Source organism: Uliginosibacterium sp. TH139 (genome assembly GCF_002855595.1).
Classification (GTDB): Bacteria; Pseudomonadota; Gammaproteobacteria; order Burkholderiales; family Rhodocyclaceae; genus Uliginosibacterium; species Uliginosibacterium aquaticum.
Genome location: NZ_PKRR01000003.1, coordinates 482944 through 502898 on the forward strand (window position 1 = coordinate 482944; position 19955 = coordinate 502898).

Genomic DNA, 19955 nt, shown 5'->3' on the forward strand with positions numbered 1-19955 from the left:
CTTGCTGCATCCGGACAAACGATGCGCGGCCTCGCGCTGACGCGGCATACTGACCTCATCGCAGCAGACAGGAGAAGCACGATGCGCATCGCAGTTTTCGACACCCATCCTTACGATGAACGCGCCCTGAGCGAAGCCAACGCCAGTGGCGCCCATCAGCTCGAATTCTTCGAAGAGCGGTTGCACGACAAGACCGTGGAACTCGCCGCCGGCTTCGACGCCGTCTGCCCCTTCGTGAATTGCCGCCTCACCGAGCATGTGCTGCAGCGTTTAGCGGAGCTGGGCGTCCGCCTGGTGGCCCTGCGCGCGGCCGGTTTCAATGGCATTGACATCGCCGCTGCCGAGCGCGCCGGGATCGTCGTGGCACGCGTGCCGGCCTACTCGCCGGAAGCCGTCGCCGAGCACGCCTTCGCGCTCCTCCTGACCCTGGTCCGCAAGACCCACCGCGCCTACAACCGCGTGCGCGAGCAGAATTTCTCGCTCGACAATCTCGAAGGCTTCACCCTGCATGGCAAGACCTACGGCTCGCTCGGTGCCGGTCGCATCGGCCAGTGCGCGATGCGCATCGCCAAGGGTTTCGGCTGCAAGCTGATCGCCTACGACCCCTACGAAAATCCCGCCATCGCGGCCGAGATCGGCTTCGAATATGCGAGCCTGGAACGCGTGCTGGCCGAGGCCGACGTGATCTCGCTGCACCTGCCGCTCACCGAACAGAGCCACCACATCATCAATGCCGCCGCACTGGCGCAGACCCGGCGCGGCGTGATTCTCATCAACACCTCACGCGGTGGCCTGATCGACACGCCAGCGCTGATCGAAGCGCTCAAGAGCGGCCAGGTCGGCGGCGTGGGGCTGGATGTGTATGAAATGGAGGAAGGCGTGTTCTTCCACGACCTCTCCGATCGCCCACTGCAGGATGACCAGCTGGCCCGCCTGATGACCTTCCCCAACGTGCTGATCACCTCTCACCAGGGCTTCCTCACGCGTGAGGCCCTCAACGCCATCGCCCAGACCACGCTCGCCAGCGCCAGCGCCTTCGAGCGCGGCGCAGAAGTGATCAACCGGGTGCGACTGGGTTAGGTCTTTGCCGCCGGCCCGGTGTCAGCCAGGCTCTGGATCCGCGTCAGCAACTCAGGCTGGGGGTAGAACTCGTAGGCATTGCCGCGCTTGCCCTTGATGAACAGCCCGAGAGACTCCAGGTCCAGCAAGTCGGCACGTGCCGTCTGATAGACCACGCCGTGCGTGTTCTGGTGCGCATCGATGCGCAGCGGCGTAGACGGGTGTTTCAGGGCGCTGCGCAGCAAGGAAATCTGCCGGTGGTTCAGGCGGAAGCGCAGAAACGGAGACTTGTCCGTCAGCAACTGCTCGGTATCCTGCTGCTCGCGAGTCTTGCGCGCAATGTAGGCGTGCAGGGCCGTGATCGCCCGGCGGATGGTGCCCAGCTGATGAATCAGGAAGTAGCTGGTGTCGCCGTGATCCGTTTCGGTATGCAGATAGGCTCGCACATACCGGGCGGGCGCCTGCTTGATGATGTGCGAGATCGACACGAACTCCATCAGCCAGTAGCCGCTGCGCGCCATCGCCCAGTAGAACAAGGCGCGCGCCGTGCGCCCGTTGCCATCCACAAAGGGATGGTCATAGCCCAGCATGAAGTGCAGCAGGATTGCGCGCAGAACCGGATGCACGAAGGGCTGGCTGTTCTCGTCAGCATTGGCAAACGCGCACAGCGCCTCCAGCCGGCCGGGCAGCTCGCTGAAATCCGGCGGGGTGTGGAGCGTGCTGCCATCGCGCTGATCGATGACCTGCACATCATTGCCACTGCGCAAACGCCCGGCATCCTCCGGGCTCTCCAGGGTATCAACCGTCAGCAGGCGGTGCAGGTCCAGGATGCGCTGAGGCGTGATCGGCTCATCGCGCAGCTCCCGCAGGTATTCCATCGCCCGGTAATTGTTGAAAATCATCTGCTCGCCATGGTCCCGCGGCTGGCGCCCTTCGCGCAGCATGTCTGCGGCCACCTTGCGGGTGGTGGCCGCACCTTCCAGCTGACTAGAAGTAATGGCCTCCTCGATCAGTGAAGCAAGCAGATAAGGCTGCCGGTTCTCATGGATCGGCGCCCCCTCCGGCGCCCGGATCTGGCCGGCCGCATCCCGGTCAATATGATGCAGATCGATCAGGACAGGCTGGGGGGTCGCAAACCGGAACGGCTGTCCCTGCACATCCAGCAAGGGCAGTTCATACAGCAGGGGAGCCCGCCCAAGACAGGTCGCCGCCCACCACTGCTCATGATTCAGGCCCTCAGGCGGCCTGCGATAGCGCAGATCCTCCCGATGCAGATAGCGCCCTGCCGGCAGCGGATTGGCGTGCTGAGCAATCAGCGCCAAATCCTCAGGCCGGGCCAGCGAAGCAAATACATCCTTGAGTGCGGGAGGCGTGCGAGGGATGCGCATTTTCTACTAATTCAAATTTAATTTAGTAGAAAGTAGCAACTCACTCCGGCAATGTCTACTAATCATCAATTAAATTAGTATTAACTGACCTCTACGCACGGCGCCCCCCCTGGTTTGGAGTTGTTCCAGACAATTAAAGTCGAAAAAAAGAGGCGGAAAGCCTTGTCCCGTGGGTGTTTCGTGCGTTCAATCCAGACGGAAATGGGCGAACGCAGCCAACTCGTAAGCGGCGCGCATGTCGTGCTCAGCGTCAGCCGCGACGCCAACGGCAAACTGACGAGCGAACGCCTCACCGTCGGCAAGGATGGCAGCACGCCTATGTGAGCCCCAGCTCAGCGTCCCCCACGCCATACCGGCCCAAGCCATTTCGGACGCCGCCATCAGCGCACCGATATAGCCGTGCGGATGCTGCACACCCTCGGCGCTCAGCGCGCTGATCGGCGCGATACCGATATGGGCCGTGGAATCGAGCTGCACGCCCATGGCCGGCTGCACCGCTCACCTGATGCACGGCACGCCGGAAGCGAAGCGCCAGCGCGAAGAGATGGGCTTTCACGAAGGCTGGGGAATCTGCATCCAGCAGCTCGAAGACTACGCCTGCAATCTCGTCTGAGTCGGCCCTCAGAAGCTGATCACGATCTGTAGCGAGAAGCCGTTCAGCAAGGGAAGAGCTGCACAGGAGCCGGAGTTTATGTTGATCAATGAGGATTCCGAGCTGCGCATGAGCCCTGATCACGGCCTCGCAGTAAGATCGGGAACAGCTTCTCAGAAAAGAACGGGCTTGTCGTCGGGCGCACGCTGCATCCTTTTTTTACACCCATGCCATCAAGCGTACGCCTTCAGCGGTCGTAGTTTCCAGCAGTGCGGAGGGGTCCCCAACCGCCTGTGAGGAACGCTGCCTGCATGAATCCGCCCGCCATCCGATCGACTGCGTCACGCTGCCTTGCTGTCCTGCTTGCCCTGCTCTGCCCGCTACTGGCGCTGCATGCCGTGCCCGCCGTCGCCAAGGGCACGCGCGCGGGCAGCGCACAGGCCCGCCCCGCCCCCGCCCGGCAGTACGACAGCCAAGGGCGCCATACCGGCCGCATCGATGCCGACGGCCGCCGTTACGACAGCCAAGGGCGCTATCAGGGGCGCACTGATCCGCAGAGCGGGCGCATGTACGACAGCCAGGGTCGCTACATCGGCAAGACGGATGTCTCCGGGCGCTTCTACGACGCGCAGGGCGTGCACACCGGCCGCATCGATGCCAGCGGACGCATCTACAGCGCACAAGGCGCCTATCAGGGCCGCGTCGATGCCGATGGCCGGCAATACGACGCGCAGGGGCGCTACACCGGCCGCCTGACGTCCGACACGGCAACACCTGCTGCGCCCTCGCCCAACCCGCCAGCGCCTGGCGACAGCAACGCCGCCCGCACGCGCGCCACCCAGGTCGAGCAGAGCCGGCAACTCAGCCCCTCGACCTTCTGCACTTACGGAGACGCCGACTGTGCGCGCCCCTGATGCCGCTCGCCTGCTGGCCTGCTGCATCGCGGTGGCCGCATCACCCGCCGCGCTGGCGCAAACCCTGCCGCATCGTGAGCTGAGCGAAAAGGAAGTGCAGTACCTCGAAGCCTTCGAAGCGCCCGGCGTAATTTTCAATGAACGCCTGTGCGACCCGCCGCTCAGCAGCATGAGCAAGCTGTGCACACAGTTGCCGCTGGACTACGACCAGCCCTTCACGCAATTCCCCGTCGCCCTGCGCTTCTTCGACCCCTCGCGGCCGGAAACGCTCGCCGCCGAGCGTCTCGCCAATCGGCGCGGCGATTCGAACGACGATCTCACCCAGCCCAACTTCTTCCTGCTCGGCGCCAGCCATGCATTGGTGAGCGACAACGCGCGCGGCGAAACCGAATACCGCGTGCAGCCGCTCGACAGCATCCCGGCGCTGAAGGCGGGCGAGCAGTACAACAGCACGCTGGCCATTGCCCGCCAGCGCGGCGGTGGTTTCCTCAACCTGCAACAGCGCGTGGTGGTGCCGTCCGACACCGTGATCTACCGCCCGCGCCCGAGCATGCGCGGCGTCGAATGGCGCCAGTGCATGGGCGAAACCGCAGCGCTGGTGCCGGCGCACACCACCGGCAAGATTCCCAACAGCCATCACTACAAGGGCGGCGGCGACTGCGGCGCACGCTACGTGGTCAAGCTCTGGGGGCAGCGCAGCCAGCGCGAGGTGACCTCCTACATCTTCCGCCACAGCGTCAATTTCAACGTCGGCGAGTACTACCGCACTCTCAGCCAGAGCTGGCGCATCGGCCCCAAGGATCCACCCGGCTTCTACACCTTCGAATGGTGGTACGCCGGCAAACTCCTCAGCCGCACCCGATTCGAGGTGAAACCATGATCCGCGCCCTGCTTGCGGCCCTCTTGCTGCTCGCCAGCCACAGCCACGCACTCACCCTGGTGCCGGAAGAGGAATACGATAGCGGCCGCGTCTTCGACACCAACAGCCCGCGCTCGCAAAAGATGCAGCGCATCCTGTGCTTCGGGCGCGACCCCAACTACTGCGCCAGTCTCGACAGCCCGCCGCGCTACTACGGCTTCAATTTTCGCTGCGACTGGCCGCCGGTGTTTCCCGAGCGTGTCACCCCTGACGACCGCCCCGACCGGCGCGGGCTCTTCCTGCCCGGCAAGGGGCTGATCGTCGGCGAGGCCTCACGCGGCCAGACCTGTCTCTTCGAGCTGCAACTCGCCCTGCCGCCCTCTTTCCTTGGCACCAAGGATCAGGACGACCTCATGGCCTGGGTGGAATGGGAATTTGAGAAGGCGCCGATCCCCGGCCTTAAGGGCCAGCGCGATGGCAAGAAAGTCATGCTGCCGATGTTCATCGTCAGCAAGCGCGATGGCTCGCACATGAAGTCGCCGTGGGACGGCTCGCGCAGCATCACCTACGACGGCGTTACGCGCGCCAAGCAGTCTCAGGAGATGAGCCTCCTGCCCAGCCGCTTCGACACCCCGCCACAGAAGAGCTGGATCACCGTGATCATCAACGGGCAGGTGCTGGAAAAAGCCGAAGTGCCGCTCACAACGGAGCCGCTGCGCTGGCAGATTTACGACTGGCGCAGAAAGAACGGCGAGGTCATCGAACGGCGGCACGGCGGCTGAGCCGTTCGCCACACCAGGCAAACGCGAGGGCCTGGCTGCGCGCCATCACGGCCCGCACCCTCTCAACCCGGCTGCAGGCTGCGTTCTGCGCGCAAGTGTTCGACCAGCAGATCCACCAGCGCGCGCACCTTCGCTGAGGCTTGCCGCCCTTCGCGGTGGATCACGTGGATCGGCATCGGCGGCGGCTCGTGCGCGGCCATCACGATCCGCAGCGTGCCTTCCGCCACTGCGCTGGCGACCTGGTAGGAGAGCAGGCGCGCGATGCCAGCGCCACGCACTGCGGCTGCGATGGCCGCGTCATTGTTCGTCACGGTGAGGCGGGGGCGGATGCGCACCGATTGTTCCGCGCCTTCCAGCCCGAAGCGCCATTCCACCATGGGGCTCACGCTCGTTGCCGCGATGATCTGATGCGCCGCGAGCTGTTGCGGCTCGGTGGGTTCGTCGTGTTGTGCGAGATAGTCCGGCGCGGCACACAGCACGCGCCGGATCTGCCCCACGCGCAGCGCCTTGAAGCTCGCATCCGGCAGATTGCCGATGCGTACGCCAACATCCACGCCTTCTTCCACCAGGTTCACCACGCGGTCCAGCAGCAGCGCGTTTACCTCGGTTTCCGGATAGCGCGCGAGGTACTCCACCACGCAGGGCATCACATGCAGGCGGCCGAATGAAACGGGTGCCGTGATCGTCACATGGCCACGCGGCGCAGCATTCACGCCGGCGGCGGCTTCGTCCGCTTCATCCGCCGCCGCGATCACGCGCCGCGAATCGTCCAGATAACGCTGCCCGGCTTCGGTCACGCGCACATAGCGTGTCGTGCGGTTGAGCAGCTTCACGCCCAGGTGCCCCTCCAGCGCGGCAATCGTGCGTGTCACCGCAGGGGGCGACATCGCCAGCCGCCGCGCAGCCCCCGCGAAGCTCTCTTCCTCCGCCACCGCCACGAAGACGCCCATGCTCAACAGTCGGTCCATGCCGCGCTCTCTGCATTCCAATAAGTGGAATTATAAATTGCAAATCATGGATATTCTTCAATCTGGTGGAACTTGGAAGAATGCATTCCATCCGCTGCACACGGTGTGCAACGGCAGCCATGCAAACCCAAGGAGAACCACCATGTCACGCATCAGCATCCCCGCCGTCGAACAATCCCAAGCCGCTTCCCGCCCCCTGCTGGACGCTGTCCACAAGCAACTGGGCGTCGTGCCCAACCTGATGAAGCTCGTCGGCCACAGCCCGGCCGCGCTCGAAGGCTATCTGTTGCTCAACGGCGCTCTCGCCAAGGGCGCGCTGTCCGCCCCGCTGCGCGAGCGCATTGCGCTGGCCATCGCCGAATACAACGGCTGCGATTACTGCCTCTCGGCCCACAGCTACCTCGCAGCCAATCTCGCCAAGGTCAGCGCGGCAGAAATCGACGCTGCGCGCGACGCGCACTCCAGCGATGCCAAGACCGCCGCTGCGCTGAAATTCGCCCGCCGTGTCGCAGCCGAGCGCGGTCGCGTCAGCGATGGTGATCTCGCCAGCCTGCGCGCCGCCGGCTTCGGCGAAGCGGAAGTCGTCGAAATCGTGCTCAACGTCGCGCTCAATGTGCTCACCAACTACATCAACAACGTTGCGCAGACCGATGTGGATTTCCCGCTCGTCGCGCACAAGGCCGCCTGATCAAGCACAGCCCCGGCACCAGCCCGGGGCATTTTCCTCAAGAAAGGAATCAACATGTCCGACATCACGCTCTACACCTCAAGCACCTGCCCCTACTGCCACGCAGCAAAATCCCTGCTCACGCAGCGCGGACTCGGCTTCACCGAGATCGACGTCAGCACCAACCCCGCCGCACGCGCCGAAGCGCAAGCCCGCAGCCAGCGCCGCACCGTGCCGCAGATCTTCGCGGGCGAGCAGCACATCGGCGGCTTCGACGATCTGCAGGCCTGGTTTGCAAAGCAGGGCTGAGCTATGCCACGCGCATTCGCCGACATCAGCTTCACCGACAGCGTGCGTGCGGCGCAGACGCGCTACGGCAGCCGCGCCCACATGGAAGGCTTCGAGCGTGCCTCCGATCCGCGCAACACCCTGCGCGAAGCCGACATTGCCTTCATCAGCACGCGCGACAGCTTCTATCAGGCCACAGTCAGCGAAACCGGCTGGCCCTACGTCCAGCATCGCGGCGGGCCGGCCGGCTTTCTGCGCGTGCTCGATGCGCGCACGATTGGCTATGCCGACTTCCGGGGCAATGCGCAGTACCTCAGCGTAGGCAACCTGAACGCCGACGAGCGCGTCTCGCTGATCCTCATGGATTACGCAGGCCAGCGCCGCCTCAAGCTGTGGGGGCTGGCCCGCATCGTGCATGCCGAGGACGCGCCCGAAGTCATGGCGCAGCTCGCCCTGCCCAACTACCCTGCAGCAGTCGAGCGCGGTGTGCTGATCCACATCGAAGCCATCGAGTGGAACTGCCCGCAGCACATCACCCCGCGTTTTACCGAAGCCGAACTCAAACCCATGCTGGCGCCCTTGCTCGACGAACTGCAGCAACTGCGCGCGCAAGTCGCCAGCCTTCAAGCCTCACAGGAATCGAAACCATGAACACCGTCGACCGCCCGCCCCTGCCGCCCTTCAACGAAGACAGCGCGCGCCAGAAAGTGCGCCTCGCCGAAGATGCCTGGAACAGCCGTGAGCCCGCACGCGTGGCGCTGGCCTATACGCCGGACAGTCAGTGGCGCAATCGCGCCGAATTCCCGCGCGGCCGCGCCGAGATCGAAGCCTTTCTGGTGCGCAAGTGGGCGCGCGAACACGACTACCGGCTCATCAAGGAGCTTTGGGCCTTCACAGCCAATCGCATCGCCGTGCGCTTCGCCTATGAATGGCACGACGAGGGCGGCAACTGGTTCCGCTCCTACGGCAACGAAAACTGGGAATTCGACGAGCACGGCCTGATGGCCAAGCGCTACGCCAGCATCAACGATTTGCCGATCAGCGCAGCCGAGCGCAAGTTCCACTGGCCACAAGGCCGCCGGCCGGACGATCACCCCGGCCTGAGCGAGCTGGGGCTCTGAGCCTCACTCCGGCGGCAGGCTCGCCAGCCGCGCCAGCAAGGTGTCCAGCTGCGCCTTGAGCTGGCGCGCCTCATCGAGCGGATAGCCCACCTGCTGGTAGAGCTTCTCCGGCACACAGGCGCAGTCCTGCCGCAGCGCCTGCCCGGCTTCGGTGAGGGCGATGGTGACCACGCGCTCGTCATGCGCCGCGCGGCTGCGCTGCACCAGGCCTTGCTGCTCCAGGCGCTTGAGCAGCGGCGTAAGCGTGTTCGAGGCCAGCAGCGCGCGCTCGCCGATGTGCGACACCGAGCAGGGCGACTCTTCCCACAGGATCATCAGCACGATGTACTGCGGATAGGTCAGGCCCAGCGGCTCCAGCAACGGCTGATACAGGCGCGTGACCAGCCGCGAAGCGGCGTAGAGCGGAAAGCACAGCTGAAGCTCCAGGCGCAGCGGATCGTCGGGCTGGGCCTCGCTCATGCCGCCAGCCCCAGCGCGCGACGCACTTGTGCTTCAAGCGCCGCCGGCTTGGTGATCGGCGCGAAACGCTTGATCGGCTGGCCATCGCGACCGATCAGGAACTTGGTGAAATTCCAGCGGATCTTCTGCCCGAAGAACCCCGGCAGCGCGCCGCGCAGCCAGGCAAACAGCGGATGGCTCTGCCCACCATTCACATCCACCTTCTCGAACATCGGAAAGCTCACCCCGTAGTTGAGCAGGCAGGTCTGCTCGATTTCCTTCACCCCGCCCGGCTCCTGCTGGCCAAACTGGTTGCAGGGAAAGCCGAGGATCTCCAGCCCATGCTCGCGGTACTTCTGGTACAGCGCCTCCAGCCCGGTGTATTGCGGCGTGAGACCACACTGGCTGGCGGTATTCACCACCAGCACCACCTTGCCGGCGTAGCGGCTGAAATCGACGGGCTCGCCGCGCAGGCTGCGGGCGCTGAATTGATGAAAGCTGCTCATGCTGAACTCCGGAATGATCTGGGGGGAACTTAAATCTTTTACGATTAAATCGCGTGCGACTTATATTCGCGCTTTCCGACCCGCTCTGTCAATCGCCGCCAGCAGATCAAGCGGGCGGATCACGTTTCTGCCGCGAGCCCCGCTTTGACGGGACTGCGCCAACGCGCAGAGCCGCCTGATCTCTCGATCTGCCAGAACGACAAAAAGGGGCCGCGAGGCTAATACCGTTCATTTAGGCGCATGGCATGTCGGAAGCGGCAGGATTCTTCTTGCGATCATGGCGTTCCAAGGTGGTGCGACACTTGATTCAACGACCATTACCGAAAGCGACTTCGGCCCCTCCTCCGCCTGGGTTACATGACATCCAGCCCAGCGTAGGGCGGAGTGCAAACTCCGCCGCTTTGATCAACACATGCGGTGGAGTTTCACTTCACCCTAAGACTGCGCCGTACGCGGTGGTTTGGAGTGCCCGCCCCCAAGGCCGAGCCGCACACGGCGTTTCATTTCCTGCCCGGTTCGCCGCTTACACCCCGAAACCGAAGCAGCGCATGCTCAGGGTGCCGCTGTGAAAGCCGGTGAAGAGCGTCTCTGCCGCTTCATCACGACCGGCCGCGCCCAGCGCGTAGAGCATCGGAAAGTAATGGTCAGGCGTGGGCACGGCCATGCTCACGCTGGCGTCCAGCCGGGTGTAGTCGAGAATGCGTTTGTCTTCCCGCTGAGCGAGCGCAGCAGCAAAGGCCTCATCGAAGCGCTGAGCCCAGTCCTGCGAGGCGCGCATTGCCTCAGACTGGTTGCGCTGGGTAGCACGCAGGTTGTGCACGATGTTGCCGCTGCCGATGATCATCACCCCCTTCTGGCGCAGGGCGGCCAGCTCGCGACCGAGCTGGTAATGAAATTCCGGCCCCCTGGCGTAATCGATGGAAAGCTGGAAGACCGGAATCTTCGCCTCCGGATACAGGTGGTGCAGCACGGTCCAGGTGCCATGATCCAGCCCCCACTCCTCGGTCGCCACCACCTTCACGCCCTTCACCGCGCGGATCGCTTCGCGTGCAAGCCGGGGCGAGCCCGGTGCCGGGTATTCCATGGCGTGGAGTTCGGCCGGGAAGCCACCGAAGTCGTGAATCGTCGGCGGGCGCTCGGCCACGTTCACCGCTGTCACGCCGGGCGAGAGCCAGTGCGCAGACACCACCAGCATCGCCTTCGGCGCAGGCAGCTTCTTGCCCAGCGCGTTAAGGCAGCGGGTAAAGGCATTTTCGTGGATCGCATTCATCGGGCTGCCGTGGCCGATGAAAAGCACCGGCGCAGGCTTGAACTTTTCGCCCTTGCCCGAGGGCTTGCCTTGCGTGGCCGCCCAGGCGCCCAGGCTGTGGAGGGCGGTGAGCGTGCCGAACGCCGAGCCCTGAATCAGGAAGCGGCGACGTTGGGAATCGGGGTGGCGGGAATGACTCATGCTGATCCTGCAGATTCAAAACCCCATTGATACCCGCCCCAGCCCGGAGGTTCCAGCCGCGCCCCGCAAAAGCCCCTCCCAGCTTCCGCAACAATCCGAGTGCCCGGCGTAGGGCGGAGTGCAAACTCCGCCAGCCTGATCAACGCACTCCGTCATACAGGGGAAAACATCCGGTGCGGTTTGCACCGCACCCTACACTCCGACGTACGCGGTGAGTCGCGGAGCGTCGCCGGCCGCAGGAACATCTCAGGACTTCTTGCGAAGTCTGGAACGCATGATCACTACGCTGGCGTGACTTGAGCATGCCACTGGAGCTGCGAACAGCCGCTTTCGACCCGATGCGGACGGTCGGAGAATTGAAAACGGGCGTTCAGGCGTAGGGCGGAGTGCAAACTCCGCCACTTTGATCAACGCACGCTGTCGCGCGCGAGGGAAACATCCGGTGCGGTTGGCACCGCACCCTACGACTGCGCCGTACGCGGTCATGTGACATCCATGCGCAAAGCCCCTACCGAGCTTGAACATGCATTCTCGACGCCATCGTACAAAGAGCAGCGAGGCCAAGAACAGTTCGTTTTGGTACGCTGAACGCATAACAGGCTGCATGTCTTGAATCCACTCTATGCATCGGAGGCATTTTGAGAGCCGTACGACTGGTCGCGCATTGTTTGATAGGACTTGCCCCTGTCTTGGCAAGTGTGGTTCGGGCTGATGAAGTACTTCGCTTTGGTGCGCCGGTGAAAGCCGGAGTACAGCAGCAGGACAACTTGCTGGTCTTGTCGCCAGAGCCGCCAGCGCGGGAACTAGCACAGGACGCTGAAGTCATTCTGGTATCCGGCTACGAGCCACCAAAGGGAGCTGTGCATGTCAATATCGACCGGCCTGGCGCGAAGGTCTTGCTGGTCATGACAAGCTACGAACAAATCAATTGGCGGGTAACAGCTTCGCCCAAGACCTCAATCGTGGCGATTCTTGTTGGTGGATATCACCCATCTACCGTTTCGACGACGCTGCAGACGCAAGGCTATATGGTGAAACTGCCGTATGCCTACGAAACCGAAAACCTAAAATTCAGAGAGCTGCTTGTACGCTTGAACCAGCTATTCGGCGTCGAGCAGGTGAATGCCTTCCGGGGCAGCTATACGCTGCCGGCGCTGATCAGCGTGACTGCGCCGGATGCACCACGCGCCGATCTGACCATGCAAGGACCAAAGCCCAGAGCGTCCAGCTCAGGCTTCACATTCAGGCTTCCGACGCGGGACTACGGCAGGGCGCGCTGGACATTGTCGGGCCCACTAAATGGCGGCAAGGAAGCCTACGTGAGCGAGGGGAAAATTGCCGTATCGGAGTCAGGCGATCGCGCTTTCAGATTGAGAGGTGATCAACTTGAGTCGGTAGATGTCCCGACAGGGCAAGCCACCAGCATCGCCTTGCCACCTGATTTCCCACGGTTTTCGTGGGCGATGGACCTGGCCTACGACAGCAAGCGGAATGTCGTTTCGATTGTCACGCTCGGTGGCGAAGGCTTCCTTTACCGGTTTGATGCACGGAATCAAAAGTGGCTCGACTATCGGTCCGTCAATAACGTCGATATCTTCTCCTTGAGCTATGACGCGAAGGCAGATCGCTATGTGGCCTGGACGGACCAGGGCAGCCTGCTATTCATCTCCGGCACGGGCGATGCGTTGTTTGCCCAGCCGGTTATATCGCGCCTAGAAAGTTTCGGTCGTGTCTATGACCGCGGCAATGGTCGACCGCCCAGGCTGCAAATCGCAGCAACCGGGGATGACATTGCGCTGGTCTACATCGTCGATGGCGGGGTGAGAAACATCTGGCATTACAACCTCAGAACCGACGCTGCCGCGCTGACCTATTCGCGAAACTGAGCCCGCGCGGTGTTGAGTGCACATCCGCGAAATACGTGGGCACACTGCGCCCACCCTACAGATAAAACAAAGGGGCCGAAATTGGCCCCTTTGTCATTTCACGCTTCGACGCTAATCAAAGAATCGGCGCCAGCCACCTCTTCGCCTCGCCTTCACTGAAGCCCGCCCGCTGTGCCCAATCCTTCATCTGATCTTCCCCAATCTTGCTCACCGCGAAGTACTGCGCCTCCGGATGCGCGAGGTAGAAGCCTGATACGGCCGCCGCCGGGTACATGGCGAAGGTTTCGGTGATCTCCAGACCGATGGCTTCCTGCGGGTTCAGCACCCGGAAGATCTCGCCTTTGGCGGTGTGATCTGGGCAGGCCGGATAGCCGGGAGCAGGACGGATGCCGCTGTATTGCTCGGCGATCAGGGCGGCTCCATCGAGCGTCTCGGCAGGGGCGTAAGCCCAGTATTCCTTGCGCACGCGCTGGTGCAGCCATTCGGCTGCAGCTTCCGCAAAGCGGTCAGCAATGGCCTTGAGCATGATGGCGTGATAGTCGTCGTGCTCGGCTTCATAGGCAGCGATGCGCGGCTCCAGCCCCCGACCGGCCGAAACGGCGAACATGCCGACCCAGTCCGCCACACCAGAATCACGATCCGCGATGAAGTCGCTCAGGCAGTAGTTGGGCTTGCCGGCCGGACGTTCGTGCTGCTGGCGCAATCCGTGCCACTTGGCGATCACTTCGCCACGTGATTCGTCGCCATAAACCAGCACATCATCCTGATGCGCAGCGGCGGGAAAGAGGCCGAACACGGCGTGCACTTCGATCCAGCGCTGCTCGATGGCGCTCTTGAGCATGGCCTTGGCATCACGGAAGACGTTGCGTGCGGTTTCGCCCACGATCTCGTCATCCAGAATCGCCGGGTAGGCGCCGGCCAGATCCCAGGTCTGGAAGAAGGGGCCCCAGTCGATGTACTGCTCGAGCGTGGCGAGATCGATGTTGCGCAGGCGCTGGATGCCGGGGCGTGAAGGCTTCGCCGGCACATAGCTGGCGTCGCTGTTCCACTTGAAGCGGTTGGCGCGTGCGGCTTCGAGCGAGACCAGCTTCACGCCACTCTTGGAGGCATGCTGAACGCGCAGCTTTTCATAGTCCGCCGCGATTTCGGCGACATAGCTTTCGCGCTGATCGATGGAGAGCAGGCTGGTGACCACGCCCACGGCGCGTGAAGCATCCGGCGTGTAGACCACCGGGCCATCGTAGTGCGGCGCGATCTTGATCGCGGTGTGGGCGCGGCTGGTGGTGGCGCCACCAATCAGCAGGGGCACGGCATTCTCGCCACCGAAGCCAAGGCGCTTCATCTCGCTGGCGACATGGGCCATTTCTTCAAGCGAGGGCGTGATCAGGCCGGAGAGGCCAATGGCCTGCGCGCCATGCTCCTTCGCGGCGGCAAGGATCTTGTCGCAGGGCACCATCACGCCGAGATCGACGACTTCGTAGCCGTTGCAGGAGAGCACCACGCCGACGATGTTCTTGCCGATGTCATGCACATCGCCCTTCACGGTGGCCATGATGATCTTGCCCTTGGCGGCCGCGCCGGTGCGCTTCTTTTCTTCCTCGATGTAGGGAATCAGATGCGCCACGGCGGACTTCATGACGCGAGCGGATTTGACCACCTGCGGCAGGAACATCTTGCCCGCGCCGAAGAGATCCCCCACGACCGACATGCCGGCCATCAGCGGGCCTTCGATCACCGCCAGCGGCGGCTTGCCCTCGGCAAACAGCTTGGCCCGGACTTCTTCGGTGTCTTCCACCACGAACTGGGTGATGCCCTTCACCAGCGCATGCGACAGGCGCTCTTCGACCGGCCATTCGCGCCAGGCCAGATCCTGCACGTTTTCCTTGGCCTGGCCCTTCACGGTCTGTGCGAATTCGACCAGGCGCTCGCCGGCTTCGGGATGACGATTCAATACAACGTCTTCCACCTTGTCGCGCAGCTCGGGGGCAAGGTCGTCATACACGCCGAGCTGACCGGCGTTAACGATGCCCATGGTGAGGCCCGCCTTGATGGCGTGGTAGAGGAATACGGTGTGAATGGCTTCGCGCACCGGGTCGTTGCCACGGAAGCTGAAGCTCACGTTGGAAACACCGCCGCTGGTCTTGGCATAAGGCAGATTCGTGTGAATCCAGCGCACAGCTTCGATGAAGTCGACCGCGTAGTTGTTGTGCTCTTCGATGCCGGTGGCAATGGCGAAGATGTTGGCATCAAAAATGATGTCTTCCGGCGGGAAGCCGATCGTCATCAAGAGATCGTAGGCGCGCTTGCAGATCTCAGTCTTGCGCGCATAGGTGTCGGCCTGGCCCTGCTCGTCGAAGGCCATCACCACGGCGGCCGCGCCGTATTTCATGCACAGGCGGGCGTGATGCAGGAAGGCTTCCTCGCCCTCCTTCATGGAGATCGAGTTAACGATGCCCTTGCCCTGGATGCACTTGAGGCCGGCTTCGATGATCTCCCACTTGGAGGAGTCGATCATGATCGGCACGCGCGAGATGTCCGGCTCGGAGGCGATGAGCTTGAGGAAGCGCTCCATCGCGGCCTTCGAGTCCAGCATGGCTTCGTCCATGTTGATGTCGATGACCTGGGCGCCGTTTTCCACCTGCTGGCGAGCCACGGCCAGTGCATCGTCGAAGCGGCCTTCGATGATCATCTTGGCAAAAGCGCGCGAGCCGGTGACGTTGTTGCGCTCGCCGACGTTCACGAACAGGCTGTCCTTGCCGATGAAGAAAGGCTCCAGACCCGACAGGGCCTGCCTCACTTCGAGCTCGGGAATGGCGCGCGGGCGGATCTGCGCCACCGCCTCACTCACGGCCTTGATATGTGAAGGCCGGGTGCCGCAGCAACCGCCGACGATATTGAGGAAGCCGGACTCTGCCCAATCCTTGATATCGGCCGCCAGCTGCTCAGGCGTTTCGTCGTAACCGGTGGGGGCCAGCGGATTCGGCAGGCCGGCGTTGGGGTGGGCGGAGACGAAGGTATCGCAGATGCCGGAAAGCTCGGCCACGTACTGGCGCAACTCCTTGGCGCCGAGCGCACAGTTGAGACCGAAGGAGATCGGCTTGACGTGCTTGAGCGAGTTCCAGAAGGCGGTGGCGGTCTGGCCCGAGAGCGTGCGGCCCGAGGCATCGGTGATGGTGCCCGAGATCATGACCGGCAACTTGCGGCCCAGATCATCGAAGAGCTTGAGCACGGCGAAGATGGCAGCCTTGGCATTGGCGGTGTCGAACACCGTTTCGATCAGCAGCAGATCGGCGCCGCCTTCCATCAGAGCCTTGGCCGAGTCGTAGTAGTCGTCGACCAGCTCGTCGAAGCTGACGTTACGGTAGCCGGGGTCGTTCACATCCGGCGAGATCGAAAGGGTGCGCGAGGTCGGGCCGATCACGCCAGCGCAGTAGCGCGGCTTGTTAGGTGTCCTTGCGGTGAATTCGTCGCACAGCTCACGCACCAGACGCGCGCCAGCCACGTTGATCTCATACGCGAAGTCCTGCAGGCCGTATTCGGCTTGCGACACGCGCGTGCCGTTGAAGGTGCAGGTTTCGATGATGTCCGCACCCGCCTCCAGATACTCGCGGTGGATCGCGCCGACCACGTCCGGACGGGTGAGCACCAGCAGATCGTTATTGCCCTTCAGATCCTTGTTGTGCGCAGCAAAGCGGCTTCCCCGGTAATCGGCTTCGGAGAGCTTGTATTGCTGGATCTCGGTGCCCATGCCGCCATCCAGAATCAGGATACGTTCACGGAGCAGGGCGTTGAGTTCTTGGCTGCGGTCGGCTTGCATGAGTCACTCTCCAAAGCGTTCAACGCTTCGGGCAAGCCGGGGATGGGCGGGGGAGTTCTGGCTCACCGGCAATCCGCACGAGTTCTGCACGAAGCGGTGAGCGCCGTTGAATCTGGCCTGCGCCAAAGAGAGGCGGCAGGTTCCGAGCCTGGGATTGCGGGAAAAAACCCGGCAGTCTCGCAGCGCTCCTCGGAAAGGACTGAATTATAAGGGCGAACGCTCGGGCTGACCAGCCAGCCGGGCTTCAGGAGCAGGCCGCTCGAGGCGAATCCGGCTGCGCCTTACCTCCTGAAGAATACCCTCTGCACCAAAGTGGGCATCGACCTGCCAGTTTGCGGGGCGCCGCACATCCAGCGGCCAGTGCCAGACCTCCCCTCCGGCAACATGTTCGGTGCGCGCCGGCCGCCCCATCTGGCGTCGCACCTCGTCGCGGCTCATGCCCTGTCGCAGGGCATCCACGCTGGCTTCGGTCAGCACCTGCTGCAGGCTCAAGAGCACCCCGCTGGGAGCCAAACGGGCCATGAAATTGCCCCCGCCCTGCGTCACCCGGGCGAACTCCATCTGCAGGCTGCCATCCCGCTCAGACCACACCATGCTGGGCTGTCCGAGCTGCTCAAGCAGTTGCGGCAAGGTCGTCTTGCCCGGTTCCACACTGGAGCTGCCAATACAGGCAGCCAGCAGGCTGGCAAGCAACAGCAGAAGGGTGGATTTGAACATCGACGGCTTATCCCGCAGGGCTACCCAAGCAGCCTAGTTGGCACGCCAGTCAGCGCCAATTCTCGTATTCCCCTGCGGCGTGGGTGCGCTTCTTGCATACGGAGCAGTCTGGCCCCGTGTGGGCTTGCCCGCTCGCTTATTTGTGTAACATGCCTCCGGGACATACCGCCCCGGTCGGAGACAAGCCAGCGGCCCCTGAACTCATCATCCACTCTGGAGAATGTTCGAAATGAAGAAGACCTTGATTGCACTTGCAGTACTTGGCACCACCAGTGGCCTTGCACAGGCTCAGGAAGTCGTCGTGAAGATCGGCCACGTCGGCCCGCTCACCGGCAACATCGCCCACCTTGGCAAGGACAACGAAAATGGCGCCCGCCTCGCGGTCGAGGAGTACAACACCAAGGGCATCACGATCGGCGGCAAGAAGGTGAAGTTCGAGTTGGTCGGTGAAGATGACGCCGCCGATCCGAAGACCGGCAACATCGTGGCCCAGCGCCTGGTGGATGCTGGCGTTAAGGGTGTGGTCGGCCACCTGAATTCGGGCACCACAATCCCCGCTTCGCGCATTTACAACCAGTCCGGAATCCCGATGATTTCGCCCTCGGCGACCAATGTGACGCTGACCCAACAAGGCTTCGCGAACATCTTCCGCACCATGGCCAACGATGCCCAGCAAGGCAGCGTGATCGGCAAGTACGCGGCCAGCAAGCTCGGCAAGACCGTGGCCATCATCGACGACCGCACCGCCTACGGCCAGGGCCTCGCCGACGAAGTGGAAAAGGGCGTGAAAGCGGCTGGCGGCAAAGTGACTTCGCGTGAATTCACCAACAACCAGGCCACTGACTTCATGGCCATTCTCACCAAGATCAAGGCCCAGAAGCCGGACGTGATCGTCTACACCGGCATGGATGCCCAGGGCGGCCCGATGCTCAAGCAAGTCAAGGCACTGGGCATCCCGGCCAAATTCGTCACCGGCGACGGCGGCTGCACGCCCGAGTTCATCAAGCTGGCCGGTGACGCCATGTCTGAAGCAGCCTTCTGCACCCAGGCTGGCCTGCCGCTGGATCAGATCGCCGACAAGACCTTCAAGGATCGCTTCAAGAAGCGCTTCGGTGCCGACGTGCAGATCTACGCACCGTATTCCTACGATGCTGCCGCTGCACTCATCGAAGGCATGAAGGCCGCCAACTCGGCCGAGCCTTCCAAGTACCTGGCTGCCCTCAAGAAGGTGCAGTTCAAGGGTGTGACCGGCGAAGTGGCCTTCGATGAGAAGGGTGACACCAAGTTCGGCGCCATCACCATGTACCAGTACAAGGCTGGCAACTGGGTCGCGCTGAAGTAAGCCTGACCACACACGAACGGGGCGCCGGCGGCGCCCCGTTTTCTTAGGCGCAAACTCTTGTCGCAGCGCATTGACACATTGTTCGAACTCCGGACAATGCGCAGCCGTACGGCAAATCCCATGCCTTGTCTATAACTTTCGACTTACGCCCGGATCATGGAAACCCTGCTCCAGCAAATCGTCAATGGCCTCGTGGTAGGTAGCGTGTATGCGCTCGTCGCCCTCGGCTACACCATGGTCTACGGCATCCTCGGCCTGATCAATTTCGCGCACGGTGACGTGCTCATGGTCGGAGCCCTGGTTGCCCTGCAGGTTGTACTCTTCCTGCAAAAAGCCTTTCCCCTGCTTGGGGCTGTTCCCACCCTGCTGATCGCCCTCACGGTGGCGATGGCGGTGTGCATGGCACTCGGCTACATCATCGAACGCACCGCCTACCGGCGTCTGCGCAACGCACCGCGCCTGGCGCCGCTGATCACCGCGATCGGCGTGTCCTTCCTGCTGCAGACGCTGGCAATGATCATCTGGGGGCGCAACTACCACAGCTTCCCGCAGCTGATCACAACCACTCCGCTACAGCCGGTGGAAGGCGTGTTCATCACCCCGGTGCAGATCATCATCCTGGTCAGCTCTGCTCTGCTGATGACCGGCCTCATCCTGCTGGTGAACAAGACCCGGCTCGGCCGCGCCATGCGTGCCACCGCAGAGAATCACCGCGTGGCCAGCCTGATGGGCGTGGATACCAACAAGATCATCGCCACCACCTTCATCATCGGTTCAGCCCTGGCAGCCGTAGCCGGCGTGATGTTCTCGTCCAACTACGGTGTGGCGCATTACGCGATGGGCTTCACGCCGGGGCTGAAGGCCTTCACCGCTGCGGTGCTGGGTGGCATTGGCAACCTCGGCGGCGCGATGGTCGGCGGTGTGGTGCTGGGCCTGGTGGAATCCATCGGTGCCGGCTACCTCGGCTCGGCTACCGATCTGTGCAACTTGCCAAGCTGGGCGCAAAGCGCCTCGCTGATCGAGACCTGCGCCAATGGTGGCAGCTTCGAGCTGCTGTCCTCGAACTATCAGGACATCTTCGCCTTCGTGATTCTCGGCATCGTGCTGATCTTCCGCCCCACCGGCCTGCTCGGTGAGCGCGTATCCGATCGCGCCTGACCC

General features: G+C 63.0%; 20 protein-coding genes and 1 riboswitch. Of the genes, 12 read left to right on the forward strand and 8 right to left on the reverse strand.

Going from position 1 to position 19955, the window contains the following annotated elements; translation table 11 throughout:
* The first annotated feature begins 81 nt into the window (after positions 1-81).
* Positions 82-1080, forward strand: a complete 999-nt coding sequence (locus C0V76_RS09265) for a 2-hydroxyacid dehydrogenase (RefSeq protein ID WP_101942101.1) — start codon at positions 82-84, stop codon at positions 1078-1080.
* Here the strand turns inward: C0V76_RS09265 and C0V76_RS09270 are convergent.
* Together C0V76_RS09270 and C0V76_RS09275 are read right to left on the reverse strand one after the other, a co-directional pair.
* On the reverse strand, positions 1077-2447 hold the full coding sequence (locus C0V76_RS09270; RefSeq protein ID WP_101942102.1) for a Fic family protein: 1371 nt from the start codon (positions 2445-2447) through the stop codon (positions 1077-1079). The genes C0V76_RS09265 and C0V76_RS09270 overlap by 4 nt on opposite strands.
* 186 nt (positions 2448-2633) lie before the next feature.
* Positions 2634-2930, reverse strand: coding sequence for a hypothetical protein (locus C0V76_RS09275; protein WP_101942103.1), 297 nt, complete (start codon positions 2928-2930; stop codon positions 2634-2636).
* Here C0V76_RS09275 and C0V76_RS20330 point away from each other — a divergent pair.
* The 4 genes from C0V76_RS20330 to C0V76_RS09290 all read left to right on the forward strand — a co-directional run bounded on the left by C0V76_RS20330 (position 2929) and on the right by C0V76_RS09290 (position 5594).
* Positions 2929-3060 (forward strand): hypothetical protein, encoded by a 132-nt coding sequence (locus C0V76_RS20330; protein WP_256376400.1) that lies wholly within the window; start codon positions 2929-2931, stop codon positions 3058-3060. The genes C0V76_RS09275 and C0V76_RS20330 overlap by 2 nt on opposite strands.
* Before the next feature lie 290 nt (positions 3061-3350).
* The gene (locus C0V76_RS09280; protein WP_216821702.1) at positions 3351-3953 is read left to right on the forward strand and encodes a 5-fold beta-flower protein; all 603 of its coding nucleotides are present in this window, start codon (positions 3351-3353) and stop codon (positions 3951-3953) included.
* Complete coding sequence (locus tag C0V76_RS09285) at positions 3940-4833, forward strand: hypothetical protein (RefSeq protein WP_101942104.1); 894 nt, start codon at positions 3940-3942, stop codon at positions 4831-4833. The genes C0V76_RS09280 and C0V76_RS09285 overlap by 14 nt, the downstream gene beginning before the upstream one ends.
* A complete protein-coding gene (locus C0V76_RS09290; protein WP_101942105.1) occupies positions 4830-5594 on the forward strand; it encodes a hypothetical protein in 765 nt (254 codons plus the stop codon). Before C0V76_RS09285 ends, C0V76_RS09290 begins: the two co-directional genes overlap by 4 nt.
* 62 nt (positions 5595-5656) lie before the next feature.
* On the opposite strand, the gene C0V76_RS09295 is transcribed toward C0V76_RS09290, so the two are convergent.
* Complete coding sequence (locus C0V76_RS09295; protein WP_101942106.1) at positions 5657-6562, reverse strand: LysR family transcriptional regulator; 906 nt, start codon at positions 6560-6562, stop codon at positions 5657-5659.
* Positions 6563-6704: 142 nt separating this feature from the next.
* Here C0V76_RS09295 and C0V76_RS09300 point away from each other — a divergent pair, with 142 nt between their 5' ends.
* The 4 genes from C0V76_RS09300 to C0V76_RS09315 are packed head-to-tail and all read left to right on the forward strand — an operon-like array spanning position 6705 to position 8638.
* On the forward strand, positions 6705-7250 hold the full coding sequence (locus tag C0V76_RS09300) for a carboxymuconolactone decarboxylase family protein (RefSeq protein WP_101942107.1): 546 nt from the start codon (positions 6705-6707) through the stop codon (positions 7248-7250).
* 54 nt (positions 7251-7304) lie between these two features.
* On the forward strand, positions 7305-7538 hold the full coding sequence (gene grxC, locus C0V76_RS09305) for a glutaredoxin 3 (protein ID WP_101942108.1): 234 nt from the start codon (positions 7305-7307) through the stop codon (positions 7536-7538).
* A 3-nt stretch (positions 7539-7541) separates the two neighbouring features.
* A complete protein-coding gene (locus tag C0V76_RS09310) occupies positions 7542-8168 on the forward strand; it encodes a pyridoxamine 5'-phosphate oxidase family protein (protein WP_101942109.1) in 627 nt (208 codons plus the stop codon).
* Positions 8165-8638 carry a nuclear transport factor 2 family protein gene (locus C0V76_RS09315; protein WP_101942110.1) on the forward strand — a complete coding sequence of 158 codons (474 nt, stop codon included), beginning with the start codon at positions 8165-8167 and terminating at the stop codon, positions 8636-8638. Before C0V76_RS09310 ends, C0V76_RS09315 begins: the two co-directional genes overlap by 4 nt.
* A gap of 3 nt (positions 8639-8641) precedes the next feature.
* Here C0V76_RS09315 and C0V76_RS09320 read toward each other — a convergent pair whose 3' ends face one another.
* The 3 genes from C0V76_RS09320 to ygiD form a co-directional block, all read right to left on the reverse strand.
* Positions 8642-9097 carry a MarR family winged helix-turn-helix transcriptional regulator gene (locus C0V76_RS09320; protein WP_101942111.1) on the reverse strand — a complete coding sequence of 152 codons (456 nt, stop codon included), beginning with the start codon at positions 9095-9097 and terminating at the stop codon, positions 8642-8644.
* Positions 9094-9582 carry a glutathione peroxidase gene (locus C0V76_RS09325; RefSeq protein WP_101942112.1) on the reverse strand — a complete coding sequence of 163 codons (489 nt, stop codon included), beginning with the start codon at positions 9580-9582 and terminating at the stop codon, positions 9094-9096. Before C0V76_RS09325 ends, C0V76_RS09320 begins: the two co-directional genes overlap by 4 nt.
* Positions 9583-10105: 523 nt before the next feature.
* Positions 10106-11032 (reverse strand): 4,5-DOPA dioxygenase extradiol, encoded by a 927-nt coding sequence (ygiD, locus tag C0V76_RS09330; RefSeq protein WP_101942113.1) that lies wholly within the window; start codon positions 11030-11032, stop codon positions 10106-10108.
* A gap of 689 nt (positions 11033-11721) precedes the next feature.
* On the opposite strand from ygiD, the gene C0V76_RS09335 reads away from it, so the two are divergent.
* A complete protein-coding gene (locus C0V76_RS09335) occupies positions 11722-12918 on the forward strand; it encodes a hypothetical protein (RefSeq protein WP_143707387.1) in 1197 nt (398 codons plus the stop codon).
* Between the two features lie 115 nt (positions 12919-13033).
* Here the strand turns inward: C0V76_RS09335 and metH are convergent, their stop codons facing one another.
* Both metH and bamE read right to left on the reverse strand, forming a co-directional pair.
* On the reverse strand, positions 13034-16735 hold the full coding sequence (metH, locus tag C0V76_RS09340) for a methionine synthase (protein WP_101942115.1): 3702 nt from the start codon (positions 16733-16735) through the stop codon (positions 13034-13036).
* Positions 16736-16826: 91 nt separating this feature from the next.
* A riboswitch (S-adenosyl-L-homocysteine riboswitch) is annotated at positions 16827-16932 on the reverse strand.
* A gap of 7 nt (positions 16933-16939) precedes the next feature.
* On the reverse strand, positions 16940-17452 hold the full coding sequence (gene bamE, locus C0V76_RS09345) for an outer membrane protein assembly factor BamE (protein ID WP_101942116.1): 513 nt from the start codon (positions 17450-17452) through the stop codon (positions 16940-16942).
* Between the two features lie 229 nt (positions 17453-17681).
* Here bamE and C0V76_RS09350 point away from each other — a divergent pair, with 229 nt between their 5' ends.
* Complete coding sequence (locus C0V76_RS09350; protein ID WP_101942246.1) at positions 17682-18794, forward strand: branched-chain amino acid ABC transporter substrate-binding protein; 1113 nt, start codon at positions 17682-17684, stop codon at positions 18792-18794.
* A 156-nt stretch (positions 18795-18950) separates the two neighbouring features.
* A complete protein-coding gene (locus tag C0V76_RS09355; RefSeq protein ID WP_101942117.1) occupies positions 18951-19952 on the forward strand; it encodes a branched-chain amino acid ABC transporter permease in 1002 nt (333 codons plus the stop codon).
* Positions 19953-19955: the final 3 nt, after the last annotated feature.